Origin of the sequence: Photobacterium swingsii (assembly GCF_024346715.1) — a bacterium.
Lineage (GTDB): Bacteria > Pseudomonadota > Gammaproteobacteria > Enterobacterales > Vibrionaceae > Photobacterium > Photobacterium swingsii.
Window position 1 is genome coordinate 1,560,719 of the sequence record NZ_AP024852.1, and the last position, 23,884, is coordinate 1,584,602.

The 23,884-nt window shown below is 43.2% G+C and carries 18 protein-coding genes and 1 riboswitch; of the genes, 8 read left to right on the forward strand and 10 right to left on the reverse strand.

Annotation, left to right across the window (positions count from 1 at the left end):
* Positions 1-79 precede the first annotated feature (79 nt).
* On the forward strand, positions 80-1,072 hold the full coding sequence (gene btuC / locus OCU77_RS07385; protein ID WP_048897220.1) for a vitamin B12 ABC transporter permease BtuC: 993 nt from the start codon (positions 80-82) through the stop codon (positions 1,070-1,072).
* An 8-nt stretch (positions 1,073-1,080) separates the two neighbouring features.
* Positions 1,081-1,845, forward strand: a complete 765-nt coding sequence (btuD, locus tag OCU77_RS07390; protein ID WP_048897221.1) for a vitamin B12 ABC transporter ATP-binding protein BtuD — start codon at positions 1,081-1,083, stop codon at positions 1,843-1,845.
* 79 nt (positions 1,846-1,924) lie between these two features.
* Here the strand turns inward: btuD and OCU77_RS07395 are convergent, their stop codons facing one another.
* From OCU77_RS07395 to OCU77_RS07420, 6 genes are all read right to left on the reverse strand, one after another.
* Complete coding sequence (locus tag OCU77_RS07395; RefSeq protein ID WP_107302427.1) at positions 1,925-3,613, reverse strand: methyl-accepting chemotaxis protein; 1,689 nt, start codon at positions 3,611-3,613, stop codon at positions 1,925-1,927.
* Positions 3,614-3,823: 210 nt separating this feature from the next.
* Positions 3,824-5,482, reverse strand: coding sequence for a putative transporter (locus tag OCU77_RS07400; RefSeq protein WP_048897222.1), 1,659 nt, complete (start codon positions 5,480-5,482; stop codon positions 3,824-3,826).
* A gap of 480 nt (positions 5,483-5,962) precedes the next feature.
* Entirely contained in the window at positions 5,963-7,003 is a 1,041-nt protein-coding gene (locus tag OCU77_RS07405) for a porin (protein ID WP_048897223.1), read from the reverse strand.
* A 363-nt stretch (positions 7,004-7,366) separates the two neighbouring features.
* Positions 7,367-7,984 carry a thiol:disulfide interchange protein DsbA/DsbL gene (locus OCU77_RS07410; protein WP_048897224.1) on the reverse strand — a complete coding sequence of 206 codons (618 nt, stop codon included), beginning with the start codon at positions 7,982-7,984 and terminating at the stop codon, positions 7,367-7,369.
* Between the two features lie 217 nt (positions 7,985-8,201).
* Positions 8,202-9,257, reverse strand: coding sequence for a porin (locus tag OCU77_RS07415; RefSeq protein ID WP_160314689.1), 1,056 nt, complete (start codon positions 9,255-9,257; stop codon positions 8,202-8,204).
* A gap of 707 nt (positions 9,258-9,964) precedes the next feature.
* Positions 9,965-10,579 (reverse strand): thiol:disulfide interchange protein DsbA/DsbL, encoded by a 615-nt coding sequence (locus OCU77_RS07420; protein WP_048897226.1) that lies wholly within the window; start codon positions 10,577-10,579, stop codon positions 9,965-9,967.
* A gap of 217 nt (positions 10,580-10,796) precedes the next feature.
* Here OCU77_RS07420 and yegD point away from each other — a divergent pair, with 217 nt between their 5' ends.
* Positions 10,797-12,149: a molecular chaperone gene (yegD, locus tag OCU77_RS07425; RefSeq protein ID WP_107302428.1), complete on the forward strand. Its 1,353-nt coding sequence runs from the start codon at positions 10,797-10,799 to the stop codon at positions 12,147-12,149.
* Between the two features lie 113 nt (positions 12,150-12,262).
* On the opposite strand, the gene OCU77_RS07430 is transcribed toward yegD, so the two are convergent.
* Entirely contained in the window at positions 12,263-12,571 is a 309-nt protein-coding gene (locus OCU77_RS07430) for a high-potential iron-sulfur protein (RefSeq protein WP_048897227.1), read from the reverse strand.
* Between the two features lie 323 nt (positions 12,572-12,894).
* On the opposite strand from OCU77_RS07430, the gene OCU77_RS07435 reads away from it, so the two are divergent.
* The 3 genes from OCU77_RS07435 to OCU77_RS07445 all read left to right on the forward strand — a co-directional run bounded on the left by OCU77_RS07435 (position 12,895) and on the right by OCU77_RS07445 (position 14,841).
* The gene (locus OCU77_RS07435; protein ID WP_048897228.1) at positions 12,895-13,548 is read left to right on the forward strand and encodes an HAD family hydrolase; all 654 of its coding nucleotides are present in this window, start codon (positions 12,895-12,897) and stop codon (positions 13,546-13,548) included.
* A gap of 202 nt (positions 13,549-13,750) precedes the next feature.
* Positions 13,751-14,308: a hypothetical protein gene (locus tag OCU77_RS07440; protein WP_107302429.1), complete on the forward strand. Its 558-nt coding sequence runs from the start codon at positions 13,751-13,753 to the stop codon at positions 14,306-14,308.
* Between the two features lie 122 nt (positions 14,309-14,430).
* On the forward strand, positions 14,431-14,841 hold the full coding sequence (locus OCU77_RS07445; protein WP_048897230.1) for a nuclear transport factor 2 family protein: 411 nt from the start codon (positions 14,431-14,433) through the stop codon (positions 14,839-14,841).
* Positions 14,842-14,960: 119 nt separating this feature from the next.
* On the opposite strand, the gene OCU77_RS07450 is transcribed toward OCU77_RS07445, so the two are convergent.
* The gene (locus tag OCU77_RS07450) at positions 14,961-16,355 is read right to left on the reverse strand and encodes an alanine/glycine:cation symporter family protein (RefSeq protein WP_107302430.1); all 1,395 of its coding nucleotides are present in this window, start codon (positions 16,353-16,355) and stop codon (positions 14,961-14,963) included.
* 82 nt (positions 16,356-16,437) lie between these two features.
* Positions 16,438-16,537: riboswitch (glycine riboswitch) on the reverse strand.
* A gap of 749 nt (positions 16,538-17,286) precedes the next feature.
* Here OCU77_RS07450 and OCU77_RS07455 point away from each other — a divergent pair.
* Both OCU77_RS07455 and OCU77_RS07460 read left to right on the forward strand, forming a co-directional pair.
* On the forward strand, positions 17,287-17,994 hold the full coding sequence (locus tag OCU77_RS07455) for a helix-turn-helix transcriptional regulator (RefSeq protein ID WP_048897231.1): 708 nt from the start codon (positions 17,287-17,289) through the stop codon (positions 17,992-17,994).
* 222 nt (positions 17,995-18,216) lie between these two features.
* Positions 18,217-19,362 (forward strand): J domain-containing protein, encoded by a 1,146-nt coding sequence (locus tag OCU77_RS07460; protein WP_048897232.1) that lies wholly within the window; start codon positions 18,217-18,219, stop codon positions 19,360-19,362.
* A 164-nt stretch (positions 19,363-19,526) separates the two neighbouring features.
* Here OCU77_RS07460 and OCU77_RS07465 read toward each other — a convergent pair whose 3' ends face one another.
* Positions 19,527-22,652 (reverse strand): efflux RND transporter permease subunit, encoded by a 3,126-nt coding sequence (locus OCU77_RS07465; protein ID WP_107302431.1) that lies wholly within the window; start codon positions 22,650-22,652, stop codon positions 19,527-19,529.
* A 3-nt stretch (positions 22,653-22,655) separates the two neighbouring features.
* Complete coding sequence (locus OCU77_RS07470) at positions 22,656-23,879, reverse strand: efflux RND transporter periplasmic adaptor subunit (RefSeq protein ID WP_084711676.1); 1,224 nt, start codon at positions 23,877-23,879, stop codon at positions 22,656-22,658.
* Between the last annotated feature and the right edge of the window lie 5 nt (positions 23,880-23,884).

Below are 23,884 nucleotides of genomic sequence, written 5' to 3' on the forward strand. Positions count from 1 at the left end.
GTGCGAGTCCTTAGCTCGCGCTTTTCATTTTGTGGCTTTAATTGTATTGTTACGCCATCATTTTATTACACTTCGGCCCATGCAGCTTAACGACCTTATTCATCGCCAACAATTACGTTGGAAAGCCTGTAGTTTAGTTATTGTCTCACTTCTTATTCTTGTTTCTTTTTTTGCTTTATCAGTGGGTGAGCTATGGATTTTACCTTGGTCTCCAGATGGTGCACTTGAAGCGCAGCTCTTGTATCAACTGCGTTTCCCCCGCCTGATTGCGGCATTAATGATAGGCGCCGCATTAGCGTCCTCAGGGGCGGTATTGCAAGTCTTACTCGGTAACCCGTTGGCAGAGCCTGGTGTATTAGGGATCTCTGGTGGGGCGAGTCTAGCGCTTGTTCTATTGCTCTTTTTTGTTCCTGTCGATCCAACTGCCGCCATGACGATGAGTGCCGCTATGCTAGGCGCATTCACGTTTACGTTAATTCTCGTTGGCTTATCGCGCGGAGGTAGGGTATCTACCGCCAAGTTATTATTAATCGGTGTTGCATTAGGGATCTTATCCGGTGCCGTGGTCACTTGGGCGTTTTACTTTAGTACTGATCTGAGCTTACGTCAGTTGATGTACTGGCTGATGGGCAGTGTGGGTGGTGTCAGTTGGTCGCAGTTGTCGATAGGCTTGCTGGTTGTGCCTGTATTACTTTGGCTCTGTACGCGAGGTAAACAGCTCGATGTTTTGATGCTTGGTGAAGTACATGCGAAACAACTCGGTCTAGACGTTGTTAAGCTGCGTTGGAAGCTGATCATGGTCGTTTCACTATTGGTTGGAGCATCGGTTGCATTAGGCGGCATTATTGGCTTTATTGGGCTTGTCGTGCCTCATTTGTTGCGGTTGGCTCTAGGGACAGAGAATCGATACTTACTTCCTCTTTCTGCGATTAGTGGCGCCTTGCTCTTAGCTTTCGCTGATACGATTTCACGGATAGCTTTGTCGGCGGCTGAGCTACCTGTTGGTGTAGTGACAACGACGATTGGCGCGCCCATTTTTGTTTGGATGCTGCTACGCTCCCATATTGATTAAGTGAAGCTATGAACATTATTAGCGCGAGTAATCTCGCGATGCCACCTCGTTTATTACCGGTTTCTTTTTCATTGAATGCTGGTGAAATTTTGCATCTTATTGGTCCGAATGGAAGCGGAAAAAGCACTGCAATCTCGTTACTTTCAGGCCTTTTTTCTGCAGATGGTGACATCCAATTCCTTGGTGAACGTATTGAGCGTTATGACTATCCATCATTGGCACAACGACGATGTTATTTATCACAGCAAGATCGCCCTGCATTCTCTGTTGCGGTATATCATTATTTGGCTTTGGCAACGTCAGCTCTAGTCAGTGTGAGTAAAAGAAAATTACAAGCTGCGGTTGATGAAATCTGTGGTGCGCTTGGGATTAGCGATAAACTGAATCGAAATATTCAGCAATTATCGGGTGGTGAGTGGCAACGTGTACGCTTAGCGGCTGCATGCTTGCAGGTATGGCCTGCCATCAACCCTGATGCAAAGCTATTATTATTAGACGAACCTGCTGCTGCGCTTGATATAGGCCAAGAAGCGGCCATGTATCGATTAGTGAAGAAAATTGCGCAGCAAGGGGTTGCTGTGATTATGGCAAATCATGACCTCAATCGGACGTTGACCGAAGCTGATCTGGTTATTTTGCTCAATAATGGCTCATGCGTTGCGAAAGGTACGCCAGATGATGTGATGACTGCAGAGCGGCTAACTAATACTTTTGCAACCCAAGTGAAGCGTATTGAAATCGAAGGGCGGAGTTGTTTATTGTTTAGTGATTAAACACCTTTTTATTTCCGTCATATTAAAAATGGCAACGCGAGTGCGTTGCCATTTTTGTTTATGGATAAAACGGCGTTGGTTAACTTGTTTTAAATTGGCCAACCAGTTGTTTTAATTCTGAGCCAGCTTCGTTGAGCTCAGACACCACATGTTCTGAATCACTATTAGATTGGATAAGGTGGCTAACGATGTCTTGGATAGAGATCATATTACGGTTGATCTCATCTGTGACCGAACTTTGTTCTGTTGCAGCCGTTGCAATTTGGCTGGTCATATCATTAATGGCTTCCACTGCGCCAGTAACCGAAGATAGGCTTTCTGTGATTGAGTTGGCTGCGCCAACCGCTTCGGTACAGGTATTTTGACTGTGGTCCATTGAGCTAACGGCGTGAGCAACCAGTGAGTGCAACTCATCAAGCATTTCTTTGATTTCTTGGGTACTGGTTTGCGTACGGCTAGCAAGTCCACGAACCTCATCTGCCACCACAGCAAAACCACGACCTTGTTCACCCGCACGTGCTGCTTCAATTGCGGCATTGAGGGCCAGAAGGTTAGTTTGTTCTGCAATTTCACCAATAACTTTAAGAACATTATCAATTTTTTGAGATTGCTGGTTGAGTGAATCAATGTGTTTTGCTGCTTGATCAACTTCATCGACAAGGGCTGTGATTGAAGCGACAGAAGTATCCACTCGTTGCTGTGCTAGCTGAGAATCTTGGCTGGCATTGCTTGTAGCATTCGCAACTTCATTAGCATTAATTGCTACTTCACTTGCTGCAGAGCTCATTTCAGTTACAGCAGTAACGACCTGTTCTGTTTCATTATTGTGATCGTGAAGTTGCTGGGTGAGGCCTTGTGTTTGCTGATGGATACTGCCTGCTGCGCGACCAACGTTCTCTGTTACATCAGAAACTTGCTTAATAATGGTTTGTAACTTGGCAACAAATCGATTGAACGCATTAGCGAGATCTGCGATTTCATCTTCACCTTGTACATTGAGGCGGCGAGTAAGATCTCCCTCACCATCGGCAATGTCGTTCAAAGTATCAACCATATTCTGTACTGGAGTAGTAATACGACTTGCGCTGAATAGTACGAGAATAATGGTGATTATCGCTAGGATCACAGAACTAATGAATACAAGCTCAAAGCGCTCTTTCATCGCGAGTTCGGCTGTGGCGCGGTAAGCTGCAACTTCTTCTGTAATGTCATCTATGTATAAGCCAGTGCCAATAAACCAGCTGCCGTTGTTTACGCCTGCCGCATAGCTGAGTTTTGGCTGTGGCTGTCCATTTGCTGTTTTAGGGTAACTATATTCAACAAAACCACCACCATTACGTGAGACGTTGATTAAATCCTGGATATAAGCGACACCATTTACGTCACGGGCATTGATGCTATTAGATCCATGCTTGTTCGGTGCTGTTGAATGCACAATATTAGTGCCTTTCATGTCATAGATGAAAAAGTAACCTGAGTCTTCATCAGCAAAGCGGATAGGAGAGAGAAGCGTGCGGATTTTATCAATGGCTTCTGTTTTGTTTGGTGTGGTTTGAAGGATGTTATCAACGGAATGCTTGATGATGGTCGTTGCATCTTCAAGCTGAAACTTTCTTTCTGAAATGAGTCGGTCTTGGTAGTGAACGACTTCTGTATTGAGTGCATTTTGTTCTAACGTTACGATCAATCCAATTGCGACCGCCAAAGTGACAAATAGAGGGAGCAAGCTGAGCAACAAAAGTTTGCTCTTTAACTTCAATTTCTTCATAACAACACGCCTAATTATAGTATTTATGATTCCTATAGGAATGAAATATGCATTCCTAGTATCTATATCGTCATAAAAACGCTGCGCTTTATAGTATGTTGTTTTGTTTTTGTGAGTTTGATGAGGTGAATCGACTGGTGGGATGAGTGTTTGTGTAACAAAGACGGCCAGTTATCTAGGCACTGGCCGAGCTTGGTCACAGTTTAGACATTAGAGCGTCCAGAGCAGTAGCGCTAAAATCTGGGGAGACAATATGCGTAGGCACATAACCAATGGGTAAACCGTCGCATAAGAGAGTGCGGCAGCACCACTGGTGCTGTGAATATTATTTGCGAAGGCAAGCGCGGGTGGATCTGTCATCGAACCCGCCAGCATGCCACATATTGTTAGGTAATTTACTTGACCAAATAAGCGAGCCAGAATACCGACGGAGATTAATGGAATTAAGGTAATGACCATGCCGTAACCCATCCAGCTAAGCCCATCGCCGTTTACCAATGTCTCGACAAAGCCACCGCCAGATTTTAAACCCACCACAGCAAGAAATAATACAATCCCAATCTCACGTAAAGCCAAGTTAGCACTGGGTGGCATGAACCAATATAGTTTGCCGATACTGCCGACACGAGCGAGGATAAGCGCGACAATTAATGGACCACCAGCGAGCCCTAGTTTTATTGCAGCAGGAAACCCTGGTAAGTAGAAAGGAATAGAGCCCAGCAATACACCTAAGCCAATACCAATGAAAACAGGCAACATTTGAACCTGTTGAAGTTTTTGGTGAGCGTTACCCACAATACCGCTGACGGCTTCAATGGCTTCGTGTCGGCCCACTAAGTTGAGAATATCACCAAACTGAAGCGTAGTTTGGCTAGTCGGGACCAGCTCAACACCAGCACGGTTAAGACGCGAAACCACAACATCGTATTTTTCCTTTAATTCTAAGTCGTGTATTTTTTTGCCGAGTACAATTTCGTTAGTGACAACAAGTCGTTGAACCCGTAATTCGGTTCCGCGGGTAGAGAGTGATGCGTCAACTTCTTCACCTATGACTAACAGGGCTTTTCTTAGCGCATGTTTTTCACCAACTAGGTGAAGTAAATCGTTCACTTCAATAGTGGATTCTGGGCGAGGGACATGCAGTTGTTCACCGCGTTTTAGCCGTGAACAGACAATGTCGCCATCGGTGAGTGCAGGGACGTCTTTTAACATTAGACCACTGAGGTTAGTGTTTTTGACGGCAACATTGATGGTATGAAGGCTTTGCTTTTTTTGGCCGTTATTGGCTTCAAACTCATCGGCTTCTTCATTGATATCGACTCGAAAAGCCAACCGAAGTAACCACATCGTCAGTAAAATGCCACAGATCCCAAAAGGGTAAGCGACCGCATAGCCCATACCGGTTAAGTCAAGCATGTTCTCTTGTGCACCGAGTTCACTGAGTATTTGCTGTCCCGCACCTAATGACGGTGTATTGGTGACCGCTCCTGAGAAAACCCCAAGAATAATAGGTAGAGGCACATCAAAGATTTTATGTAATAAAATCGCGACGAGACAGCCGATGACAACAATTAACGCAGCGAACCCATTAAGCTTTAACCCTGAGCTTCGAAGAGAGGCAAAAAAACCAGGGCCAACTTGGATACCGATAGTGTAAACGAATAGGATCAGACCAAACTCTTGGATGAAGTGCAGGGTATGTGAATCAAGACCTATGCCCCATGCATCAGTAAAGTGACCAACGAAAATGCCGCCAAACAGCACACCGCCTATCCCTAAACCAACGCCGTAGACTTTCCAGTTCCCAATCCATAAGCCCAGCACAGCAACCAGCGCGAGAATGCTGATCGATAGTGCAATATCACTCATGTTGAGTCTCCATTTTTATCAAACAAATTCGTTTAAACTTCATAGGGGATAGCGAATATTCGCGAACAGCGAAAAGGCTTGCGCCAGGGGTAGGAACTGGGACTCAGTAGGCACTGATTTCGCATGTGCGAAAGGAGTAAGTAGGGAGTAACGCCGATCTACAGCTGGTGTATCCTAAGCATAATTTTTTCTAACCACAGATTTAGTGATAAAAGTCAGTGGCTTGCTTGCTATCGTTAAAGTTAATAAACCATAAATACCTGAAAAAAAGGGCAGTGTTAAGGTTTGTCATACATATGTGTGGTGGTGGGCACAAAGGAAGTAATATTTCGTTACATTTTGCGAGGTAACAAGGTTTTCACTCGCAATGTATTTCGCAGCCTACTGATTTGAGAGCATCTTTATTATGTTATCGTCAAATAAAGAAAAGCTGCCTACCGACAGCTTTTAATTGGGGAACATCTTTGTATGTAGTATTGATTAGAAGTTGTAGCGTGCGAGTAGGGCGTATTGATCAGCGCCTACGTCATCTCCGATTGTATTTTTCGATTTAGTGCCAAGTTTAAGCTCTAGAGCGATAACAATGTTCGCAGGTACCCAAGCAGCACCGATTAGGCCATAAGATAGCTCGGCGTCACTGTTATCATCTGTCACACTATTGTAGCCGCCATAAACTTGGTACATGTCTTGGATAGTATAAGCACCAATTAATTCATAGCCTTTGGCTTTATCGACAGCATCACCTGTGCCGTTGAAGTTAATGTGGTTTTCATACTGGCCGTACTGTGCCGCTGCGTAGATATTGTTGTTGTCATAAAGCGCCGCTAGTGACCATACTTTGTCATCTTCTTCTGCTTTATACTTGGTTTGACCATAAGTCGCACCAAGGCTGACACCCACTTGCTCGATGTCGTAGATCACACTACCTTGTAGGCCATATTCACGAGAACCATCATTAGAACCGTTTTCAAATTGGTATTGCACCCCGACTTTTACAGGGCCAAATTGATTACGGTATGTAAGGGCTTCATCGGCACGGCCTGTACCTGATACACCGCCGTCACCGCCAGCTGCTCCACCTTCGTCACGGCCATCATAGGTACCAGATGCACTACCACCATATACCCAGAATACATCGGTCCAACCTGTTACATCGTAATAAACAGACCACTGTTTACCGACTGTAATGGTCCCAGCGTTATCACTGGCAAAATAAATATTACCAAGGCGGTTACCAAAATCTTGGCTACCATTGGCAACGGGGTTATAGCCCCATTCTGCTTTTGCACCAACGATCCAGTCATTGACCAAACCGTGTGTAAAGCCGAAGTTAATACGTGAACTGCTATTTACTAATTTGGTTGTACTATCCTCAGAGCCAACTGATTTAGTATGTTCAGCTCGAACAGCTAAGCGACCACCGACGGAGAATGATGTATCACCATCGCGGTAAACTTCTACTGCTGAAGCGGGGAATGCTACTACTGATGCCACTGCTAGGGCAATGAATGACTTATTCATTTTAATGTCCCTTATTATTGTGTTTTTATGTGATTGTTACATGACGAACAATCATTCCGTTCGCGTATAAAACGTAGACGAAGGAAGTCATAAAAACATAATTAAAGTTCCACAAAAAAAGCATAGAAATTGGGTTATGAGACAGGGGGTTTATATTGAAAAGTGTTTTTTTACTTTTAGCGAAAATTAGTCTATTTATTAAAGTTTGCGCGAAATTTGTAAGTAAAAGTAGGCAATAACTGCAGGCTGTTAGGTAACTGAAAAGAGATGGACTTAGTGCAAGTAGGCGTAGCAGATAATGAAAGCTGGGGTTAAGTACGCGATCTCTCACTGAAACTCAGAGACAGATCGCGCACGGATTTATTACAGCGTTAATAAGTGGCTGATGGTGGTTGAGATGTCTTCAATACTTTCATGTGCCCCTGTGTTAACGAGGTACTTACCACCCACAATAAAGGCAGGAATCGCATTCAATTGTGACTCTTGCATCACTTTGTCGGCATACTCCATTTTAGCAACAACTTCTTTTTGCTCACTATCAGATAAAGCGTAAGGTGTCTTTAGGTTATTGTTCTTATAGATGTTTTCAAGTTGTGATTTACGTTCTTCTTCACTGGCATTTGAAGGCTCTTGAATATATCCGAACAAGTCATCCATGAATTTTTCGCTTGGTTTACCCTCGGTTTGAATTACCGCGGTATAGTACATAAAAGCAAGCATTTGTGAACCACGATCGAAAGTCGCGTGCATCTTTTCAATTTTCGTGTTTGTCTGTTTTTCCATCTCAGGGATGATGGTTTCCATCGTACGGCAGTGGCCACAGCCAAAAGAAAACACTTCGAGTACTTGTGGTGCATTAGTGATTGCTGTTGGAAGTACGGTGTAGTGTTTACCTTGCTTTGGTGCGTCTGCACCATTACATCCAGTTACCATGATGAGCATCGAAAAAATCACGATGAAGGGTTTTAAAAAGTGCTTCATAATCCGTAGGTCATGTAGGAAAGGTGGGCATACTATAGTCGAAATTGCCACAATGATAAATAGCTCACGCGAGATGGTTTGATGTGGTGCTATGTAATTTATTATTGCAATTAACATAGCCTGAATATTGTGTGATTAGTGCCGAGTAATCATAAAAAAGGGCCCCTATTAGGGACCCAAATAAAGACTCAGTTTTTCTCTTTGGAGCAGCTTTTACTTAGAAGTTGTAACGTACTAGTAGTGCTAGGACATCATCAAGCTCTGCGGAAGAGCCATTACCATTTTTACTGCTAGTATCGATTTTGTATTCAGCAGCTAGAATGATTGGGCCTGTGAAGTAAGCCGCGCCAAGTGTTGCATAAGCGTATTTAGCATCTGAATTATCATCTGATAGTTGGTTATAACCACCTAACAGTTGGAAGTTACCAATATCGTAAGAACCAAACACTTCGACACCTGTTGCTTTCTTAATTGCACCGTTTGAAGTGACATCGGCACCTGTTAACCCGTAATCATCTTGATATTGGTGGTTACGTGCTTGGCTGTAGTTAGCTGCAAGGTATAAACCTTCGTACTGGTAATTAGCAACGATGTTACCGATTTTAGCATTTTCACGATCGTCAAACTGTGTTTCAGAGTAAGCACCGCTTAAACCTAGACCAAAGTCAAAGTCGTAGCCGAGCATACCTTGGTAACCACCTTTACGGTTGTAACCTTTACCTGTTGTTTCATTGTAGTTGTCGTCTTCAAATTGGTACTGTAAGCCAATTTGTAAGCCTGCAAAGTTACCGCGGTATTGGATTACGTCATCAGCACGGCCTGTACCATGGGCACCACCATCGCCAGTGATACCATCATAGTTACCTGCTGTATCACCACCAAATACCCAGAATAAATCGGTTTTACCTGCTACGTCGTAATGTACTGACCATGCTTTACCAATAGTGAATTGACCAATACCTTCTTTATCTGCCGTGATTTGGCCAAGACGGTTAGATAAGTGGCTACCTTCACTGCTATTAGCTAAAGCATCGTAGCCCCATTCTGCTTTTGCACCTACATCCCAGCCATTATCCAGGGCATGAGTAAATGCGAAATTAATACGAGAAGATTGGTTTTTCAGTTGGCTATCACCATCTGAAAATTGTGCGCTAGCGGCTAAACGGCCACCAACAGAGAAAGTGTTTGTTCCGTCATTAACGACTTCAATTGCGTTACTGTAAGTAGAGGTTGTTAATGCTGCGACTGCTAAAGCAAGAATTTTCTTATTCATTTTAACGTATCCAAATTTGTTATTAGTGAAGCATTTAACTCCTAAATGCTTGCTAATATTTTTATTATTTAAGTTACGTTGAAACCAGTAAAAGAACATAAAATGATCAAGTGATATTTTATTTTCTTTAGTAATTTTATGGTCTTAAATGTATTTAAAGAGTGATTTATGTTTTTTTATATTTTATTGCTGTGATGAATAATCGGTGAAGTTCGTGTAGTTTAGTTATGTGATCTGCCACGAAATATTAGTCAGCTAAAAAGCGACAAAATTCAATTTTTAATCACGCTTTTTTTATAAGAAAACTTAATTAAATTACTCAAATAACAATTGGGTCAAGTTATCAATTTAATATCAGATTTAAGGCACCTCTTTTTGGGCGTATTTGGAAACTAACTTGCAATAAATTACTTGATAGAAAGTAGTTTGCTAGTAAGCCATTTATTAGTTAATCACTATAGAGGTCAGTTGGTAGGGGAGCAAAATGAGGATAGAGGAGATGAATATCTCAACTTTTATAAATATAGGTGATGTTATTACCAGTTGATTTATAAGGGTTTTGTTTGGTTGTGAATGATGTGATTGATTGCTTGGGAGTATGAAGTCTATTCCCTTGAAGGGATTGGGTTACTGATTGTGTGCCGTAAAGATCAAAAAACCGCTGTAGTAATTTATGCTACAGCGGCTTTATCATTGAAATACTAAGACTAAAGTTGAGAAAGGTATTTAATAGTATTTGCTAAATCTTCAAGGCTTTCGTGTGCATCACTTTGAACGAGATATTTTCCTTTAACGACAAATGCAGGAACAGAAGCAATTTCAGCATTGGCAACAATTTGTTCGGATTTAGCCATTTGTTCGAAGACTTGCTTATGTTGATCTTCAGATAGTTCGTAAGGGCTAAGTAAAGAGTACTGGTTAAAAATCGAAATTAATTGTGCTTTCCGAGCTTCTTCCGTTGCGCCTTCTTGCTTATCTTGCGTGTAAGCAAATAGTTGCTCCATTAACTCAGGTTTTGGATGCCCATTTGATTGGATGGCCGCTGTATAAAAAATGTATGCAGCAAGTTGGGCGCTTTCATTAAAAGTGACGTGTACCTGCTCAACCTCGGTGTTAGCAAGTTTTTTGATTTCAGGTAGGATCTTTTCCATATTGCGGCAGTGGCCACAAGCTAATGAAAACACTTCCATTACAGGTGCAGTTGTCGACGTAATCGGCGTGGCTATTGTTGTGTACTGGACACCTTCTTTGGGTGTTGATGCATCGTTACAGCCGACAAGTGCCAGCAAGCTCACAAATAGAGGTAATAGTATTTTTTTCATGATGTTTTTAGTAGTGATGTATAAGGTTGCATTATGTATGGTTCTTTGAAAAAAATCGTGAGCCAATTTCAAAACTTACACTTTTTTACACTTACAAAAGGCATGCGAGCCATTTATCGCTTTCAAACCATTTGGATGTTGCAATTTTTTGTTCTAAATATTGAAGAAATTGCTCAATCCAGTATGATTGCCGGCTTTTTTTGAAGTGGAGTGTGGCATGTTTATTGGGTTTGATTACGGCACCGCCAATTGTTCTGTTGCTATGATGGAGCAAGGAAAACCAAGGTTATTAGCACTAGAAAATAACCAGCACTTCATCCCTTCAACGCTGTGTGCGCCAACACGTGAATCTGTGAGTGAATACCTTTATCGCTTTATGGATGTCTCGCCTTTTAACGCAACGGGTCAACAAGTGCTACGCCGCGCGATTTCTATGAACCGAGAAGAAGATATTGTTGTAGAACGCGGTGATTTACTTTTTGGTCAGGCAGCATTGGATTGCTATTTAGACGATCCTGAAGAAGTGTATTACGTTAAGTCTCCTAAGTCTTTTCTGGGTGCGAATGGCCTTCATGATGTCCAAATCAGTTTCTTTGAAGATCTTGTTTGCGCCATGATGAAAAACATCAAGCAAAAAGCCGAGCAGGATGCGCAGCAGAGCATTTTAAGTACAGTTATAGGCCGACCTGTTAACTTCCAAGGTACCGGTGGTGAGAGAGCCAACCAGCAAGCTGAAGGTATTCTACGTCAGGCTGCGCAACGTGCAGGTTTTCAGCATATCGAGTTTCAGTTTGAGCCTGTCGCTGCAGGTTTAGAGTATGAGAGTACACTTACAGAGAATAAGACTGTGCTGGTGGTCGATATTGGCGGTGGTACAACAGACTGCTCGCTAATTGAAATGGGACCTGAGTGGGTAGGTAAGCATGATCGTACCAAGAGCTTATTAGCACATTCTGGGCAGCGTATTGGTGGTAACGATTTAGATATCCACCTAGCATTTCGTCAGCTGATGCCTTTATTTGGTTTTGGTAGTAAAACACAAAAAGGCACGGACATGCCGATCAGCCAATTTTGGAATGCGATTGCGATTAATAACGTTGCCGCACAAACCGATTTTTATGGTAGCAGTAACTTTCGTGCATTAGATCAATTACGCCGTGATGCCGCGGAGCCTGAAAAATTGAAGCGCTTGATTCAAGTGTATCACGATACATTAGGCTACCAAATTGTACGCAAAGCAGAAGAAAGTAAAATAGCTCTGAGTGATGCTGCACAATACTGCACTAACATCAATGTACTGTCTGAATGTTTGCAAGCGGATATCTCGCAATCTGATATGGCTGCTGCAATTGAGTCGCCTCGCATTAAGATGGCAGAGTTAGTGATTGAAGCCATGCAGCAAAGCGACAAAAAACCAGATGTGATTTACATGACGGGTGGTACAGCACGTTCGCCGATTTTACGTGCCAGCATTGAAGCACTGTTGCCTGATGTGCCTATTGTAAGTGGCAGCTATTTTGGCTCTGTTACTGCGGGTCTTGCGCGTTGGGCGCAACATTGCTTTAAGTAATGAATGATATATTAACTTATTTATTAAGCTAATGTTTATAGCCCGATGCTCATCGGGCTTTTATATACATAAAGTGGGTATTATTGCGTGGGATTAAATACGCGCTCCTTCGCTTAGCTTGGTTTTGGTGCGTAGGCTGAGCACCACCCTTTAGCGTTTACGGCTTTTCCAGGGAAAAGAGCACATGGACGCCACTCATCACCATCTGTACCTTGGATCAGTGCGCAATTCTCACAATGCTTATCACTCTCCGGTGACACATGAACATACTTTAAAGCAGCTGCTTGGGCGTCATCTTCGGCTAAATGCGGTAGATCCGCTGCGGCTGCGGGTTTGATTAAGTGCTTACCGCCAAGTGTTACTCCAATTAGCCCACCGAGACTGAGCTGTAAAAAACGACGTCGTGTAGGGTTTGATTTCATTGCTCATTCCTTCTTTTATCATTGTTATTGGTTTATTTCGTTGCTAGTAGGGATTAGCACAGCGAAACATAACACTGAGTGTTCTACGTTTATTGTTATCACTCAGTTCATAATTGTAGATGAAGCCGCTACGAACAAACTCTTCAGTGTTCATATTTTCGCCTTTTTACTGACATATCACGGTTACAAATCAGTGTTTTAATTCTGCATTATGACCTTGTGCATAGTTTCATAGATAAATAACGATAATGTCTTGCAACAATTTATTTACAAGCGCAAGCTGGCGCGGCTTTTACAGCAAAGGAAACTAAAAAGGTAAGAATATGAATCTTTTTCTACTCGATGTGGATGGTACGCTCGTTAACTCAAATGCATTGGATCAACGGTGTTTAACGCAAGCAATATCAGAAGTATTAGGGATCCAAGTAGATCCTGACTGGAGTCACTATCAACATGTGACTGACTCTGGTGTCTTGGATGAAATCATTAATAAAAACCAGATTGCTGAAAGTCGATCGTTAATTCATCGCAAAGTTGAAGCGCGTTATGTTCAATTAATGCGTGAAGAGATGGCTGAACAGCCGCATGCAGAATATGAAATTTCAGGTGCAAAAGATTTTATTAATCACTTGGAACAACGCGAAGATATTCATGTGGCAATCGCTACAGGGGGGTGGGAGTCTGCGGCTAAGTTAAAACTGCGTGCTGTCGGGATTGATACATCATCAATTACTTTCGCATCGTCGTCTGATGCTATGAGTCGGACTGAAATTATGGCATTAGCCACGTTTCGAGCTAAACAAGACAGCGGTGTTGTCTTTGATCGCCGTGTGTTTATTGGGGCGGGTGAGTGGAACCGTAATGCATCGCAAGAGCTGGGATTTGATTTTGTCTCAGTAGGTAAAAAAGTACAGCATCACACGCAATTGGCGAACTTGTCACACTACCAAGCAGTATTTTCGCAACTAGCGATGTGAATAGGGAAAGCCGTAAATTAGTCGTTGTTAATAACCCATTTGAACGGGTAAACACCGTTATGAATAACTCAAAGTGATCAGTGTTCCATCCTCACTTATCGTTATTATCGAAAATGGAACAAGTCAGTTAAATTGACGGCAAGTCTTTAAAATTTGTTTATATATGCCGCAATTAACTTTTCCGTTATCTAAACGACTTGCAATGTATCTGCTGCTTTCTGGCGCATCTTTCGCCCAAGCAGCAGATGATAGCCTTACTTATTGTCATAGCTACGCAGGCATTAATTTTCCAGATTACCGCGCCCTTTGGAATCAAGCTCATCCTGAGCGGACAGAAATTACCTATAAAGCTTTGTTGAACCTCGCAACAAAAAGCCACGATAAAACCTATCTCAGTGAATTACTTAGCCAGATTGCACGTACTTATACGGTGCGTAATCAATACAATAACGCTGAATACTACCTCTCTCAATCAGCTTTGTACCTAGATGATGCAAAGCCAAGCGCGCATGGCCATTATTGGGCAGAAAAAGCACGACTGGAGCACTATCAACATCGATCAGAACAAGCAATTTCAGCGCTAGATCAAGCATGGCGTTTTGCTCAACAAGCCAATGATGATCGCTTGCAAGCCGAAGTTGCAATTATGCAAAGCCGCTATGATAAAAAGCAATCGGCAATCTGGCTAAAAAGGGCACAAGAAATTATCGCCACGAGTAATGATCGTCGACTTAAAAAAGAAGGAATCGCCTTGCTATAGCCCTTAGTAATAGAACAGTTATTACGAGTGAAGCGATAGAATTAGATTACATATTCCATTGGAATTAGCTAACCTCAAATATAAGGATCGTAACAGTCGGCTAACGCCAAGGAGTAGTGGCGATGAGTAAACAAGCATGGCTTGAGTGTTGGTTTAACCGTATTTTGGCCGAAGGCAACGGTGAACGATTAGCCGAATGCGCAGTAGACCCTTTTATCTTTCACCTTCCTGGTGGTCGCGAGTTATCGCTCAGTCACGAGCAATACGGTGAATATCTACAGTTCTGGAATCAACGTTTTCGTGATATGTCATTTTCACTAGAGCAAGTGATTGAAGCGGATAATAAGCTGGTGGCGGTTTACCAGTGTTCAGCTTTGTATTGCGGAGGGTGGCTTAAAATCCCGGCTAAAAATCAAATTGTGACTATGACGGGTATTATGGTTTTTAGAATGGAAGGCGATTTGATGGCCGAGTGCTGGCTAGAGGACAGTAGTTTTGATTTGTACCAACAGCTAACACGATATTTAGAATAATGGGTGTGATTCAACTGAGGTTAGTGATTACCATATTGATGGTAGCTTCAATTAGTGGCTAATAAGCCCAGATAGCACGGTGTGCGCCATCTGGGCTATCTATTTACGGCATATCAGCATTAAGCCGTTTGTTGTTCTTGTACGTTTGTTTCTTGTTTTAGTTGAGCGAAGTATAAACGACTTTCGGAAATTACCACCTCACGTAACAGCACTAAACCTATGAGGTTTGGAATGGCCATTAAGCCGTTTACTATATCGGCAATTAACCAGATCATATCTAGCTTCAGGAAAGCACCTGCCGCAACTAAGACTAAGAAAATAAACTTATAGGGCTTAATCGCTTTTACACCAAAAAGGTAAGTAATACAGCGCTCGCCGTAGTAGTTCCAACCTAAAATTGTGGTGAAAGCAAAAAACATTAAGCCAACTGAAACCATTAACGGGCCCCAGTAAGACGATTCTAAGCCAGATGCAAAGGCATAGGTTGTCATTGCTGCGCCTGCGTACTCGCTTTCCCATGCTCCAGTCACAACAAGTGTTAAGCCTGTCATTGTACAGATGATAATGGTATCGAAAAAGGTACCTGTCATAGAGGTTAACCCTTGGCGGACACAAGAATCAGTCTGCGCTGCTGCTGCAGCCATAGGGGCACTACCCAAGCCAGATTCGTTAGAGAAAACACCACGCGCGATACCTGATTGAATAGCCAGCATGATGCTAGCACCGACAAAACCGCCTGTTGCTGCATGGCCAGTAAACGCAGAGCTGATCACTAAGGAAACGGCATTTGGTAGTGCAGACGCTTGACTAGCCAGTACTGTGATACAAGCAAGAATATAAAAACCAGCCATCACAGGTACAACTTTACTTGCGACGTTGGCAATAGACTTGATACCGCCTAATGTTACTGTAGCAACCAATAAAGTCAGCACCACAACAGTATATTCAGGTGGTACTTCAAAAGATAAATAAGCGGCATCAACTATGGCATTGACCTGTGGAAAAGTACCAATACCAAAACATGCGACACCCAATGTGAAGAAGGCAAACAGCTTCGCTAGCCATTTACTGCCGACACCTTTCTCTAAGTAATACATTGGGCCGCCTAGCATTTGGCCATTTGCATCTTGCTCGCGGTATTTAACGGCTAATAGGCATTCCGCATATTTTGTTGCCATCCCAAACAGTGCTGCAAGCCACATCCAAAAGAGAGCGCCTGGACCACCCATTTTGATAGCAGTTGCCACACCCACAATGTTACCTGTACCTATGGTCGCGGAAAGAGCAGTACAAAGAGCGGCAAAGCTAGATACGTCACCTTTGCCTGAACTTGGTTTTTTATTGCGAGAAAACACATAGCTCAATGCGAGTGGTAAATAACGTATTTGAATAAAGCCTAAGCGAAGGGTGAGGTATAAACCTGTACCAACAAGCAAGATAAGGAGTGGGGGACCCCAAATAAGGTTATCAATGGTTTGTAATAAATTTTGTAGTGTTTCTAAAAGGGGATTCATTTATGCCTTCCTCAATACAACAAAGGAAGAGATACAGAACAACAGAAATGTTTGATGACAGAAAGTAATTCTGCCTGCTGATCTTATCTCCTCTGTCCTTTTGCCTGAGAGTTTCACTTGTGAATTGCCACAAGCTTGCTCCTTCGGCGTCCGATTTAACGGATCTCTCCAGAGGCTCCTCCAACAACAGTCCATACCAGCACCTTTTTTAAGGTGGTTATCTGGTGCCTGAAAGATTTACGCTAGCTGTTTGAACAGTCACAAACGGTCAACGCTTACTTCTTCGGCGGGCTCATTATTTATTATTGATATAATAAATAGCGTGCCACTCTCCTGCTGCCTTCAACGGAACTCAAATTTTGAGCCGCAATGTTAATAAAAAAAATCTATGTTGTCTGCAAAAAAAGTAACCACTTAGCATAAAAATATTCGTAGGCGATATATCTAGTGTTTCATCCTAAATGAAACCTGTTTAGTAAAAATAGCCATTGATAAATGTGTGAAACGATAATTTTGCGATATTAAATTAGGACAAAGAGCGGAAAAATTATGTGCCGCGCCTTTGGTGGTCAAAAAAATGACGGTCTTTTTAGAATGAATAAGTATTAACAGTATTCCCTATAGAACTGCTAGTTATGTAAAGATGCTTAAAAGCTGTTAAAAATAAACTAACTCATTGAAGCACCGTAGAGAGGCGGAGTTTTTTGTCTCGGTTAAGCAATAGTGAGACAGAGTATGGGACTGGAATAATTGGATAATTTAGACGTTACTTATTCATAAGTAAGAAAAATTTGTATGTGAAATCATACTAATAATAAATTGCTGTAATTTGTATTCATCGACATGGAGTGTCAGAGGTTTAACAAGGCGATGGCGTGCAGCTTATCGACTTTGTTAGTTTGTTTTCGCTGACACATTCAAAGGTGGATTTGTGATTTGGGTAAGTTGTTGCCAACAAGATAAGCCTGCTGTGGCAAAAGAAAACCTGAAGTTTTCGCATAGTGTGGTTGATGTGTCTCCGTATGAATTACTCTCGACGATGACGGGGCATGAGTTGATATTTCTGGAGGTGCTGAGTTCATCTTCAGAGGGGTTTGAATTACTACGGGCTGTTAAGAATCGTTTTCCATCAGCAAAGATAGTTGTGGTTTATCATAAACTCGATGCAGACTTAGCATTGAACGTATTGCGAGCGGGTGGAGAGGACGTTATCGGGGCTGATGCGAGCAGACAGCAATTGGATGAGTGTTTTACCCGATTACATACGCATAGTATACATACCGATGCGACGGGCAATTTAGAAAGCCGTGAGATATCTATTCGACCAGCTCTAAAAATTATTGATGAAAATATTAGTGCGCCATTAAGAGAAGAAGATCTCGCCAACGCCTGCCAATATTCACCGACGTACTTTTCACGTTTGTTTCACAGTATTATGGGTGTGACATTGAAGCAGTACATAATCAAGAAGCGACTCGATCTGGCTTGTGGCTTATTACGCTCAGATAGAGAAAAAATTGCCACTATCGCTAACTCGACGGGATTTAAAGATGTTTCATATTTTTCTCGCGTATTTAAAAAACATATAGGTTGTTCTCCGGGAGAATTTAGAATGCGGAAAACTAACTTGGATGCATGATGTAAAGAATGGGATCAGAGTTATATTGATTGGTTTTAGTCAGCCATAAAACTATCACGCTAGAATATATAACTGGTATGCCATACTGAAAAAGTTTAAAACAAGTTTATTGTCTATGCTTGTGTTTATGTATAATCAGCAGCGCTTTGTTTTTATATAACTCTAAACGATAGTGGCAAAGCGAAGTTATCCATAAGCGAATTTCATTGGCATTAAGACTACATGACATCTTTTCACGATATACTTGGTACCACGGCTTCAATGTCTCGCGAAGACATTAAAAAGCGCTATAAAATGCTATCTAACCGTTCTCACCCTGACAAAGGTGGCTCTAAAGCTTTGATGCAAATGGTCCGTCAAGCCTATGAGCAAGTGATGAAAGGTAACGGCGCTAATGAAGCTATTCGTACCATAGTAAAGAAAGATGGTCGCGCAGAACAATTACGTAAACAGCTAGATGAATTAGAAAAAATTCATGAAGAGTTGCGCGCAGTTTATGAGGAGTCGCAGAATAAGCTTCGCAAATCAGAAGCTGAACTTAAGCATCTTCGTAATACACATTCCCAGCAAACCACCGATGATTACGAGCTGACACAATTAAAGCGTGAAAATATACGCTTGAAGCGTGATATCACCGATTTGCAGCTTGAATTACGCGCTTCTAAATCGGCCAAATCCCCGCGATCAGCCGCAACTGAACTGTCGAGCGAAACGACATCGAAGCCGGTATTCTTTGGGACTGCAGAAACCTTTAAACAGGTCAAAACTGTCAGTACATCACACAAGCGTAAAATGGGGATAATGCTAGGGCTTCCCTTACTCATTGTGGCAGTTATGCTATTGCCTGCGAGTGAACATATAAAAACTATTCTCTCGTTGTTTGATTCGCCAGCGGCGACAGTGAGTGCTAAGCCAATCATAGTGAATACGCACCCTGACGACTTAGATAAGAACAAGGGCCAACAGCAAGCATCAATGGTGATGGCTATTCCTGAAAAGCCTAAAGCTTTGCCTGTGCTTAAATTGGTGAAAGAGTACGGGGTATGGCATAAAGGGTATTTTGATGAAACTCAGCAGCCTTACATTGCGATCCGTAGTGAGGGGGGATCGTATGTGTTACGTAATTGCCAAGGTGAATTTCATTACTATATGAATCAAAATTTACGTAGCCGTCGTTTGCCAGCCAACCTTATATATGAGCGCCGAGATCGCCACTTTACTATCTACAACATGCCTTATGGCAATGGTTCAACGTTGGCGCAGTGGAGCGGAAGTAAGAGCTTACTGATCAACGATGAATATTTCCCTAATCAGGGATTTGAGAATGCGTATCAGGATTTATTAAATACGTGTGATTTTGCCTATTAGGCAAATGGAGCTGTTAGAAAGTTATAGAACTAACGGAAGATAGAGAAACGTCGGTAAAGACAAACAGTGTTAAAAGATAAAAAGGTGTGCCATGAGTCTTATATTAAGATTAATGGCGCACCTTTTTGTTATTAGCTGTTAGCTAATTTATCTACAGGATTCGTTTATTGGCTTATAGCCGTTATTGATGGCGTTACTGCCAATGGCTTTCTCATAACAGCAACGCGGAATATAGCAGGAACAAAGTAAAATGAGATCATGGTGGCGAGCAGTGTACCTCCCGCGATTGTAATCGCAAAAGGTGGCCAGAATCCGCCTCCTGCAAGAATTAATGGCATAAAACCACCAACAGTCGTGATAGTGGTCGATGTTATGTGACGAGTACAGCTCATTACGGCATTGAGGATAGCGGCTTGATCCCCCTTCACGGCATCGGGGCAAGATTTTAATTCAGCAAGAATGACAATGGCTGCGTTTATTGCCAAGCCGACTAGGCCCAATATCCCAATGATGACAGTAAAGCCAAATGGATAGCTAAACAGCCATACTGAGAAAAGCCCTAATCCTGCCGCTAAAAAGCCGACGGTGAAAATGATTTGGCTCAGCCTAAAGGAGTTAAACGAGAGTACGACTACCATGATCAATAGGGTGATCACCATGAGTAAATTCGACAGTAGGTTGCCTACAGACTCATCTCGTTCTGCGGATTCACCACCAAACTCAATACGGTAGCCTGATGGTAGTGTTTGTTGGTAATCAATTAATCGTGTTTTAAAGTGGTCGAGTGCAGTTTGTGGCAACACACCGGCACGAATATATCCTTCAATGACATTAACGCGCTCACCATTACGGCGAGGGATAGCACCGCGGCTTGGTGCAAGCGACAATTCGGCAAGGGCTGAGATAGGTAAGCCAGTGATGTTACTTTGTGATTTTACAGGTAAACGTAAATTACTAAGGTGAGTGATGTTCTCACGCCCTTCATCGCTAACGCGGACCCTCACTGGGATGGACTCTGTTGCCTCAATCATAGAACCATTTACACTGCCTGATAAAGAGCCCTGTAATAGGCTTGCTAAGTCTGACAGCGCTAATCCACTCAGTTGGCTCGCTTCTTCATTAACGTTTACCCACACTTTTGGTGTACCTGGTTGCAATGTTTCGCGAGTATGGGTGACATCTGGTGTTTGCGCCATTATCAGGCGTATGTCTTCGCCAATGCTTTTTAAGTGATCTAAGTTCCCACCAAGAACACGAACCTCGAGCGGTGCATTGAAAGGAGGGCCTTGTTCGAGTTTTCGTACCAGAATTTGTGCTTGTGGTAACGCTTCATCGAGTTCTTGTTGTAGGGAGGGAATCAGGGCATTAGCTGCTCTAAAATCTGACATTTTCACCATGGCTTGCGCAAAGTAGGGGGCTCCACGTTGGCCTGCAACCAAGTTGTAGTAAAACGATGGAAAGTTGGTGCCAACCAGCCAATTAACTTGTTCTACCTCTGCATGCTTAGCCATGAGTTTATCGACTTGCGCGGTGGCATCGGCTGTCGCATAGATACTTGACTGAGGGGGCATAAAGAGCTGAATCTCAAACATGTCGCGATCAGATGGTGGGAAGAACTGCTCTGTAAGCTGAGTGGCCCCCCAGAAGCCAGCAAAAGGTATAATGGCTACTAATAATGCGGTGATGAAAGGGTGCTTAATACTTAAGTTAATAGAGGACTTGAACATTTTGCTTAGCTTGGGCAAGTGGATGCCTGTGTGATACCAAGCGTGTTGAATGTTTGCTTTTTTAACATCCACTTGCGAGTGGTTGTTCGCGTCAGGTAACCAACGAGAGGCGAAGCCAGCCACTATGGTGTGCGAGATAATGTAAGAGCCAATAAGCGAAAATGAAACGGTGACGGCAATAGCACCAACAAACTCCCCCGCAGGCCCAGGCATTAAGAATATAGGCGCAAATGCTAATACCGTGGTTAAGGTTGAACCCAACAAAGGTACCCACAAGTGGCGGATGGCATTAATTGCCGATTGTATTTTCTGAATACCTTGCTGGCGATAATGCTGAATGGTATCCACCATGACAATGGCATTATCGACCATGATGCCAAGCGCCACTATTAAGCCAGTGACTGACATCTGATTAATCGGTAAGCCTGTAAACTTCATCATGGTAAGGGTTAGTAGGCTAGTTAAAGGTAGCGATAAGGCAACAATGATCGCGGAGCGAAATCCAAGTGTCAGCAGTAAGACAACCAAAATAATCGAAAAGCCGAGTAGTAGGCTCTCGGTGAGATCGGACAGCCTATTATCGGTATAGCTCTGTTGCTCAAAAATGAGGTTAACTTTGATGTTGCTCGGTATTTCTTGTTGATAGCTATCTAAAAAATGACGTACGCGATTAGTCCAGCTATCGACTCTGAGATGTGGTTGCATGCGGGCAGCAACGATAACAGCGGGCTGGCCATGAATATAGGCCAGCTGTGCGGGCGGGGTAGCTGCGGTGCGTTCAACGTCTGCAATATCTTCAAGGCGGATAACATGCCCATTGTCGTCAACAGCAATAGGCACACGCTTGATGCGATCGACTGAATTTAATGCATCGGCGACTTCAAGGCTAAAGCGGTTGTGGCTGTTTACCAGTTCACCAGCGGCGTTTTTAGCGTCTGCACCTGCAATGGCATTAGAAATAGAAACAGCAGAGCGGCCCAGCGCACTTGTCGCGACAGGATCCATACTGACAAGAATCTCTTCATCTGGCATACCATATTCATCAACAAATTCTGTCCCGCTTAAATTACGCAGGCGGTTACCTAATTCGGTAGCATAACGGCGCATTGTGAGTAGGTCGGGCTCTGATTTACCCCGCCAAGTCAGGGCGGTGATTGCAGTGAACGCGTAGGTATGATCGCTATCTAAATCAGGGCGTGAAGCACCTTTCGGTAGTAAATGCTCAGCGTCTGACAGTTTATCGCGTGCGCGTGACCAAACGGGATCGCTATCGGTGATTTCATCTTTTAGTTCGATTGTAATCACTGAGATCCCAGGACGAGAAACAGAGGTGAGATCTTTTATTTCATCCAGCTGACGCAGGGCAGTTTCTAGTTTTTCAGTGATTAAGGCTTCAACACGCTCAGCGGTTGCGCCAGGGTAGTGGGTAATAACACTGGCATGTCGGTTCTTGATAATAGGATCTTCAGCGCGGGGCAGTGTATTGAGAGCCGACAATCCACTAACGACCAATAAAGCGACGGCGAGGATCAGTAGGCGCGTATTATTGATGATTGAAAACATAGTTTATGCTCCCTCATCGCTCAGAGGGAGGGGAAACTTTTTTGCGAGTGAAACCGTTTGGCCTGGCACTAAACGATGAAGGCCATTGGCAACGATCTTTTCATTGGGTTCGATGGCCCCATTGATAAAGGCTTGATCATTATTCGCAAAGAGTACTTGTACGCTCCGGCGCTCAATAGTGTAAGCCGATCCGTCAGGCTTGAGCGCAAATACATTCCATACGCCGCGGATCCCATCGGTCAGTGCAGAAAGGGGAATCCAATACCCTGCGTTTTTATGGTGATCTTGAAATGCTAAATAAGCCAATTCACCGTCAATAGCCTGTGCTTCGGCAGGAAGGGCAAAACGAAGCTGTACCGTGCGAGAATTTACATCAACACGTGCCCCTGGATTTAACAAGGTGACGACGTAACTTTTGTGTCCTACACGAAGCGTCCAATCATCGCTTTCTTTCACGGCATAATTTGCTTGCTCTTTATAAGCTAGTTGCTTCTCTTTATCGTGCTGCTTCATCTTGTTTTGCTGCAACAGCTTGGTTAGTTGTTTGGCTGGTATGCCTATATGCGCTTCTTGGTGGGTACTGGCGAGCAAGGTCAGCGTAGGGGAACCCATACTCACAACATCTCCTGTGGATATATGACGAGCACTGACAGTGCCAGCATAAGGGGCGTAGATGGTTGATTTCTGCTGTTGCAATTGATTGGCAGCCAGTGTTGCGCTGAGTTGGCGATAATTAGCACGTAATACATTACGCTGGCTGTTTAAGCTATCAATTTCAGATTCAGCACTGAATCCTTTTTTCTTTAATGATCGTTGGCGGTTTAAGTTGGCTTCAACCAAATCTAATTGTGCGGTGATCTGTGCCTGCTGTGCTTTTAATTGGTCGGCTTCCGTGTGTAAGAGTTGCGTATCTAGGATCACCATAGGATCCCCAAGCTTGACCTGATCGCCGACATCAACCAGCAATTGTGCAATTTTTCCACTAAGTTCGAATCCCAGTTTAGCTTGTTGGCCGGCTTGGATTGTCCCAACATATTCACGTTGTACTTGATAGCTTTCTTGAGGCAGCAGCGTAACGCTATTTACTTTGATGGTTTGTGCGGTTGTTGGGCTCGCTTCCGCCTCAGCTGTTGAGCTATTGCACCCCATTAATAAGCTGGATCCGATTAATAGGCTGAGTGTCAGTCCCATGGGTGGGAGTGAAAAATGATTCGAAAAAAAGGGCATATCGG